Source organism: Mesorhizobium sp. M1A.F.Ca.ET.072.01.1.1, from assembly GCF_004023325.1.
GTDB lineage: Bacteria > Pseudomonadota > Alphaproteobacteria > Rhizobiales > Rhizobiaceae > Mesorhizobium.
Window position 1 is genome coordinate 1 of the sequence record NZ_RZSF01000319.1, and the last position, 7,644, is coordinate 7,644.

Consider the following 7,644-nt stretch of genomic DNA (forward strand, 5'->3'; position numbering starts at 1 on the left):
CATCTGTCCTTCGAGCGAGCGGCGAAGATGGCGCTCGAGCTCATCGACCGCCTCTTCGGGGCTTCCCTGAAACGGGTCCCGACGGCCCTGTTCCGCAATCTCCTTCGCGCTCCAATAGCGCTCGACGCGCGGCTCCCGCATGCTTTCGGAAAGGACCAGAAAGTGACCCGGTCTCAATTTCCTGATGCCCCGATAAATGCTGTAGGGCGCGGGGATGTAGTTGTGGCGCATCAACAGCATCAGCGCGTTCCGGTCGATTTCCGGGCGCCAATTTGGCAGCGGATGAAACGCCTTGAGTTCCGAGGCGAACGTGAACGCATTGCCAATGCGGCCGTAGTACAACGGCTTCTCTCCCAGGCGGTCGCGCCCAAGCACGAGCGTTCTCTCCCGCCGGTCCCAAAGGCCGAACGCGAACATGCCGACGGACAATTCGAGGGCCTTCCTCAGGCCCAGCTCTTCGATCGCGGCCAGAAGGACCTCAGTGTCGGAATGCCCGCGCCAGGCATGATCGCCATGCTTCCGATCGAGGAGCGCGCGCATGTCGGCGTGATTGTAGATTTCCCCGTTGAAGACAATGACAAAGCGGCCGCTGTGCGAAGCCATCGGCTGCGCGCCGGCGGACGACAGATCGACGATTGCCAGCCGGCGCTGGCTGAGAGCGACGCCGGCCTCGGCGTCGGTCCAGACGCCGTCGCCATCCGGTCCGCGATGCCGGATCATGTCCGCCATGCGGCGTGCGGTGAAGGCGCCGCTGCTCGTCGCGGCCGCTCCTCCGACAATCCCGACAATACCGCACATTCAGCGACAACGCTCCATCATGGCCACGCGCGAGTCTTCACCTTCAATCCTCTGTGCGGCGAACGCAGCCGGAAGAAAACCGCAGCGGTCAGCAATGCGTCCTTTCGAAACACCATTCGCCACAGCCCGTACCGAAAAGGCCGACGCCGGCATTCACGTTGAACCGCTCTTTCGTTCGGAAACCGAGGCTTTCGACCATGGCCTCCAGCTCCGCGGCCGATGCTGACTGGTAAGGATATCCGCCAAGCCAGTCGTCGACGTCCGCCAGGAATTCCATGCCGCGCCGTTCCCGGTAATTGCGGACGAAGGAGAACGCGTCCCGGTGGCGCAGCGTCCTCGCAAGCATGTAAGCGGAGACGAAGAGCGCTTTCACTGGCGGCCGCAACCATCGCTGGGAGGAATAAAGCCTCTTTTCGGCCGTCCAGAATCCGCAAAGAGGCGTTTTCAGGTAGATCGCGATGGCGAGCCAGCCGCTGGGGCCGACAAACTCAGCGGCGTTGCGAATGGCCGCCCACATGTCGCCCGTATGGTGCAGAACGCCCCAGGAATACACGACGTCAAACGTCTCGGACGGAAGGGAGCCCTTGTTGAGGACGTCACCCCGCCTGGCGCGCCAGTTCCCGTTCGGCGCAAACCGGGAGAGGACGGCATTCGCCGTTTCGACGCAACCGACGTCGTAATCAAGCGCCAAGACTTTCCGCGCGCCCAGCCGGAGAGCCGCCGCCGAATGCAGGCCTGATCCGCAACCTATGTCGAGAAAAGTCCGGCCTTTCACGTCGCCAACAAGACGGCGCAGGTCCTCGCAAGCATGATCCAGGTGCTCTTCCTCGAACCGCGCGGCCAGCTCGGACCAGTTCCGGCCGAAATCATAGCGCGCTTCCGTAGACGCTCCCCCTTGGCCATGCTGCTCGCAGATCGAAGACTCGCTCCCGGTCATACCTGATAGAATTCCCGATACCATTCCACGAAACGCGGAACGCCGGCCTCGACCGACACCTTGGGCCTGAAGCCGGTCGCCTCCTCAAGCGAGCTGACGTCGGCGTACGTTGCCGGAACGTCGCCAGGCTGGAGCGGCATGAGGTTGCGGATTGCCTTTCTGCCCAGCGCGTCCTCGAGCACTTCGATCAATCTGTTCAGCTGAACGGGCGAGTTCCCTCCGATATTGTGGATTCTGAAAGGCGCGCTGCTGGTCGCTGGATCGGGCGCCGCACTTCTCCATTCCGGATTGGCTGTTGCGGGACGTTGCATCACGCGGACTAGGCCTTCGACGATGTCGTCGATATAGGTGAAGTCACGCTGCATGCTGCCGTGGTTGAAGACGTCGATCGGTTCGCCAGCGAGTATAGCCCTGGTGAAGATGAACAGGGCCATGTCGGGCCGCCCCCATGGGCCGTAGACGGTGAAGAAGCGCAGTCCCGTTGTCGGCGTTCCAAACAGATGGCTGTAGGTGTGCGCCATAAGCTCGTTGGCCTTCTTGCTTGCCGCATAGAGGCTGAGCGGATGGTCGGCTGAATCGTGAACGGAGAACGGCATTCGGGTGCTGCCGCCGTAGATCGAACTGGACGAGGCATAGACCAGATGGCCAACCGAGGCGTGCCGGCATCCTTCGAGGATGTTGAGAAAGCCGTTGAGATTGCTTTCCGCATAGGCGTGCGGATTGGTCAGCGAATAGCGCACGCCGGCCTGCGCTGCGAGATTGACGACGATCCCCGGCGCGGTTGACAAAAACAGCGCCGAAATACGGTCACGCTCCGTGAGATCGACATGCTCGAACCGAAAGTTGGGAAACCCGTTCAGCCGTTCGAGCCGCGCCCGCTTCAGGTTGACGTCGTAGTACTCGTTCATGGAGTCCAGTCCGACGACCTGCCGGCCATCGGAGAGCAGTCTCTGACAGAGATGGAAACCTATGAAGCCGGCTGCGCCGGTGACCAGAATCGGCCTGCTTGATGTCAAAACATTTCCTCGATGTTCAATTCAGATCGAGCTCACAGGCTCCAGTACCTTATGTTTTCGGGGATTTCCTCGGGCTTGATCGCTGACTTGACGTCGAACAGCGTTCCGCCTGGCCTGATCATGTCGAAGATACGGGATTTTTCCCGTGAATAATGTTTATGCGGTACCGCCAGGACAAGAGCCTGCAGATCGGTCATGTCCTCGATCGGCAGGATTGTTTCGCCATAGTCGCGGCGGGCGGTCTCGGCATCGGCGAGAGGGTCGTGGACCTTGGGGGCGAGGCCGAACTGCCGCAGCTCCCTCACCATGTCGAAAACCCGGCTGTTACGCAAATCCGGAACATCCTCCTTGAAGGTCAGCCCGAGAATGCCGACGGAAGCACCTTTCACGGGCATGTCCGAACGGATGAGCTGCTTGACGACCTGCTGGGCAACGAAGGCTCCCATGCCGTCATTGATGCGGCGGCCGGCGAGGATGATCTGCGGATGGTAGCCCTCGGCCTCCGCCTTGGCGGTCAGGTAATAGGGGTCAACGCTGATGCAGTGTCCTCCCACAAAGCCGGGCTTGAAGGGAAGGAAGTTCCATTTTGTCGACGCGGCATCAAGGACGTCCTGCGTCCGAATCTGAAGCCGCTCGAAGATCATGGCGAGCTCGTTCATCAGCGCGATGTTGAGGTCGCGCTGCGTGTTTTCGATCACTTTCGCCGCCTCGGCCACCTTGATCGACGGGGCCCGGTAGATGCCGGCGTCGACGATCCGGCCGTAAGCGGCCGCCACGCGCTCCAGCGTCTCGGCATTTTCTCCGGAGACGACTTTGATGATCCGTTGCAACGAGTGCTCCCGGTCGCCGGGATTCGCCCGTTCGGGTGAATAGCCAAGCGCGAAGTCGTCGGGGTGCCGCAGCCCGGAAGCTCGTTCGATGATCGGCCCACAGAAGTCTTCCGTCACGCCTGGGTACACCGTCGATTCGAACACGACGACCGCACCTTTGCTTGCCGCTTCCCCGACGATTTCAGATGCCAGGGCTAGAGGGGCAAGATCGGGGGCTCGGTTGACGTCGATCGGGGTCGGCACGGCGACAACGAAGAAAGTGGCTCCTTTCAGCGCCTCGCGGTCGGTCGTAAGCACAATCGAGGAGTCCCTGAGCGACGACGCGTCGACCTCCCCAGTCCGGTCGATGCCGTCGCGCAGCTCGCTGACCCGACGCTCGCTGATATCGAATGCGACCGTGCCCGGAAAAACCTTCGCGAAGGCAACGGCCACGGGAAGGCCGACGTAGCCGAGGCCGATTACAGCAATGCGTTCGGACATGCACCGACTTCCTTGGCTCGCTTATGCTCGATGCGCTTGTATGGCAGGCTGTGAGCGAATTCAACGAGTCGCGGTGATGAATACAGAAGTCTCCACCTAAAACTCGACGGACAACATTGCTTTTGGCCCTGAACGTCTTGATCGATGCTGTGGAAACCCCGCCGCAGAATTGGTTTGCAAGGCCAGAAGACTTACAAGGGCGAGTCAGCCGGCAATCAGCCTGGGAAGATCGATGCATGAACCGTTTCCTGGTCATCGTGAGCGAACCAAAGTCCCTTGCAACTACCCGAGGACATCTTCTTCTTGCGCTGCGCACTGCCGGCTATCAGGTCCATGCTGCAGCGCCCTTTGACGCGACTACCGTTCGCTGGCTGGGTGAAAACGGCATCCACTATCACCATCTGCCCATGGCACGCGCGGCCGTCGCTCCTTTCGGCGATGCGATCTTGGCGCTGCGGCTCTACAGGATGATGCGGGCACTTCGGCCCGGGGTGCTGCTGGCATGTGCGATCAAGCCGATTGTTTACGGCATACCCGCCGCCTTGGCCGCAAGGGTTCCGCGTCGGCACGCACTGATCACCGGTCTCGGTTACGCGTTCACGGACCGACATAGGTCGCTGCACTGGAAGGTCGTCAATGCAGTGGCGCGACTTCTTTATGCCGCCAGCCTGCGCGTCGCCACCACAGCCACATTCCAGAATGAGGATGACAGGGATGATTTCCGCCGCCAGGGGCTGCTTGGGCGGACGCCGGCCAATGTCGTCAACGGGTCAGGAGTCGACCTGGATCGCTTCAAGGTAGCGCCGCTGCCGGATGAGCCACGCTTCCTTATGATTGCCCGTCTGCTTCGCGACAAGGGCCTTGCGGAATACCTGGGTGCGGCGCGGCAGGTGAGGGCGGCCCGGCCGGAGGCTCGCTTCGACCTCGTCGGCGATAGAGACCCGAATCCTGCGGGATTTCCGGTCTCGGAGGTGGAGGCGGCCGTGGCGGACGGTACGGTCCGCTATCATGGAGCTGTGGGCGACGTCCGCGACGCCATCGCCAATTCGCGTATCTACGTCCTCCCCTCCTATCGGGAGGGAACTTCCCGCTCGGTGTTGGAGGCAATGGCAATGGGCCGCCCGGTGATCACGACCGACGCGCCGGGCTGCCGTGCACCAATTGTTCCCGGCGTAAATGGCCTCCTCGTGCCAGTGGGCGCTACGACACATCTGGCCGAAGCCATGATCCACCTGATCGACAACCCGGACCAGACCAAAAGCATGGCGCAGAGCAGTCGGTCACTCGCCGAACTGCGCTATGATGTTCAGAAAGTCACGGCCCATATGATGGAAATCATCGAATCCGGACAACAGGCTGCAGAATGACGTACTCAGAAAATTCCACGCCCGCCCGCTATGAATTCGGTGCCAACTGGGCCTCTTTCGTCGACAGGCACTATTCCGCTGAACGCCGTCAGGCAGCGGCGGAGAAGCTTCTGTCCTTCCTCGGCAAGGAGAGCCTCGAAGGAATGGATTTTCTCGATATAGGCAGCGGAAGCGGGTTGCACTCGCTTGCAGCCTTCGACGCAAAGGCGGGCCGGATCCATTCCTTCGATTTCGATCCTCTCTCAGTCAGCACAACCAGCAAGCTCCGCCAACTAGCCGGTGAGCCAGCGAACTGGACGGTCGAACGGGGCGATGTGCTCGACGGCGGATATCTTGAGAAGCTTGGCACCTGGAGCCTTGTCTATTCATGGGGCGTGCTTCACCACACGGGCGCGATGTGGCAAGCCGTAGAAAACGCCGCTCGCAGGGTAGCGCCTGGCGGCCTCTTCTTTATCGCGCTGTATTCTTCGAACGTCGTCCGTCCATCGGCTGAATTCTGGCTCGACGTGAAGCGTCGGTACAACGCCGCGAACTCGAGCCAAAGGCGATGGATGGAATGCTGGTACATCTGGCGCTTTGGCCTCGGCGGCAATCCGTTCCGGCTGCCCGGCCTCCTCAGGCAGATCCACGAGAAGAAAAAAGGGCGCGGAATGAGCTACATGACCGATGTCCGAGACTGGCTCGGCGGCTGGCCGATGGAATTCGCCGACGATCGGGCCGTGGTCGATTTCCTGATGGACAGGTTCGAATTCGAACTCGTCAGAATGTCCACGGGCGAGGCTTGCACGGAGTTTCTTTTCCAGAGTCCGAAGGCGGCCCTGTCCAAGCAGGACTAATTGATCTGCCCGCTGGCTCTACTCCATATGCTCGGCCGCCCATCCTCGATCGTGACGATCTCGTCGCAATTCTCCACGGTCGTGAGGCGATGGGCAATGATGAGCACCGTGAGCTCGGCGGGCAGTTCCTTGATCGCGTCCATGACCGCCGCCTCGGTCTCGGTGTCGAGCGCGCTGGTGGCCTCGTCGAAGACAAGCACGGTCGCCTGCTTGTAGAGCGCCCGCGCGATGCCGATCCGTTGCCGCTGGCCGCCCGACAGCCGGACCCCACGCTCGCCGACCCTGGTCTCGTAGCCTTGCGGCAAACTGTCGATGAAATCGGACAGGGCCGCCTGCTGCGCCGCATTGCGGACGCGGTTCAGGTCGATCATGGCGGGATCTATGCCAAAAGCGATATTTTCGGCGATCGAGGCGTCCGCAAGAAAGATGCTCTGCGGCACATGGGCGACCTGTTGCCGCCAAGCGCGCCGGGTAGTCCCATCCAGCCGCTGTCCGTCAATTTCGATCGTGCCGCTGGTTGGCTCGAGCAACCCCATCACAAGGTCCACCGTCGTGCTTTTTCCGCTGCCGGTCTTGCCGATGAAGCCGACCTTGGTCCCCTTGGCGATCGTCAGGTTGAAGCGCTCGAGTATTGGGGCCTGCCCAGGGGCGTAGCTGAACGACACGTCGCGCAGCAAAATCGCCCGATGGAATGGAAGCCGCTTGGCGGCTGCTGGATGGTTCCAGTCGGCGGGGAGAGGCGCTTCCAGGGCGTCAAGCACAACCTCGGCGCCAGCAAGGTTGCTGAGTATGAGGGCCCAATTGCCGTAAACAAGCTGCATCGATGGAAGCAGACGCTGCGCGCCGAGAACGAACGTCCCGAGCATGGGGAGCACCTGGCCGGCATTGTTCGATCGAGTGATCAGGAAATAGGCAAGCACCGCGATGATCACCATTCCCGCGGCTTCGATCGCGTAACGGGGAGCACCTGCCGCCAGCGCGTTAGTGGCATTGGCGCGCTGCAGGTGCATGTCGAGTTCGCTGTAACGGGAGAGAAAGTAGGGCTGGGTGTCGTTGATGATGACGTCGCGAATGCCGCCAAGGCCCTCCTGAACCGAGCGGATGCCCTCGGCCTGCACGCTCGCAATGATCCTTGCGTTCCTCTTGAGATGTTTTCGGATGACGAGCGACATGGCGAGGTAGACCGCCCCAAACCCCGCGAAGATGACGAAGGTGATGAAAGAACTTAGGGCAAATAGCGCGGCGACAATGAAGGCCCCGATGATGATTCCGCTAATCGACTGCAACAGAGGCAGCATTACGCCGGCGGTGACGGCCTGGACCTGCCGCAGCGCGGCAAGCACGGAACTGGAGTTGCGCGAAACGTGATAGCTATAGGGC

Annotated in this window: 6 protein-coding genes and 1 pseudogene; 2 read left to right on the forward strand and 5 right to left on the reverse strand. The window is 61.3% G+C overall.

Annotated elements, in window-relative coordinates; translation table 11 throughout:
* The 4 genes and pseudogenes from EOA32_RS30025 to EOA32_RS30040 all read right to left on the reverse strand — a co-directional run.
* A pseudogene (locus EOA32_RS30025) lies at positions 1-798 on the reverse strand (asparagine synthetase B); the annotation flags it as partial.
* A gap of 88 nt (positions 799-886) precedes the next feature.
* A complete protein-coding gene (locus EOA32_RS30030; RefSeq protein WP_189407485.1) occupies positions 887-1,735 on the reverse strand; it encodes a class I SAM-dependent methyltransferase in 849 nt (282 codons plus the stop codon).
* The gene (locus EOA32_RS30035) at positions 1,732-2,751 is read right to left on the reverse strand and encodes an NAD-dependent epimerase (RefSeq protein ID WP_189407487.1); all 1,020 of its coding nucleotides are present in this window, start codon (positions 2,749-2,751) and stop codon (positions 1,732-1,734) included. The genes EOA32_RS30030 and EOA32_RS30035 overlap by 4 nt, the downstream gene beginning before the upstream one ends.
* Positions 2,752-2,783: 32 nt before the next feature.
* Positions 2,784-4,061, reverse strand: coding sequence for a nucleotide sugar dehydrogenase (locus EOA32_RS30040; protein WP_128373648.1), 1,278 nt, complete (start codon positions 4,059-4,061; stop codon positions 2,784-2,786).
* A gap of 236 nt (positions 4,062-4,297) precedes the next feature.
* On the opposite strand from EOA32_RS30040, the gene EOA32_RS30045 reads away from it, so the two are divergent.
* Positions 4,298-5,428 carry a glycosyltransferase family 4 protein gene (locus EOA32_RS30045; protein WP_128373649.1) on the forward strand — a complete coding sequence of 377 codons (1,131 nt, stop codon included), beginning with the start codon at positions 4,298-4,300 and terminating at the stop codon, positions 5,426-5,428.
* A complete protein-coding gene (locus EOA32_RS30050; protein WP_128373650.1) occupies positions 5,425-6,264 on the forward strand; it encodes a class I SAM-dependent methyltransferase in 840 nt (279 codons plus the stop codon). Before EOA32_RS30045 ends, EOA32_RS30050 begins: the two co-directional genes overlap by 4 nt.
* Here the strand turns inward: EOA32_RS30050 and EOA32_RS30055 are convergent.
* Positions 6,261-7,644 (reverse strand): ABC transporter ATP-binding protein (locus tag EOA32_RS30055; protein WP_145971387.1); only part of this gene is annotated, 1,384 nt, incomplete at its 5' end. The genes EOA32_RS30050 and EOA32_RS30055 overlap by 4 nt on opposite strands.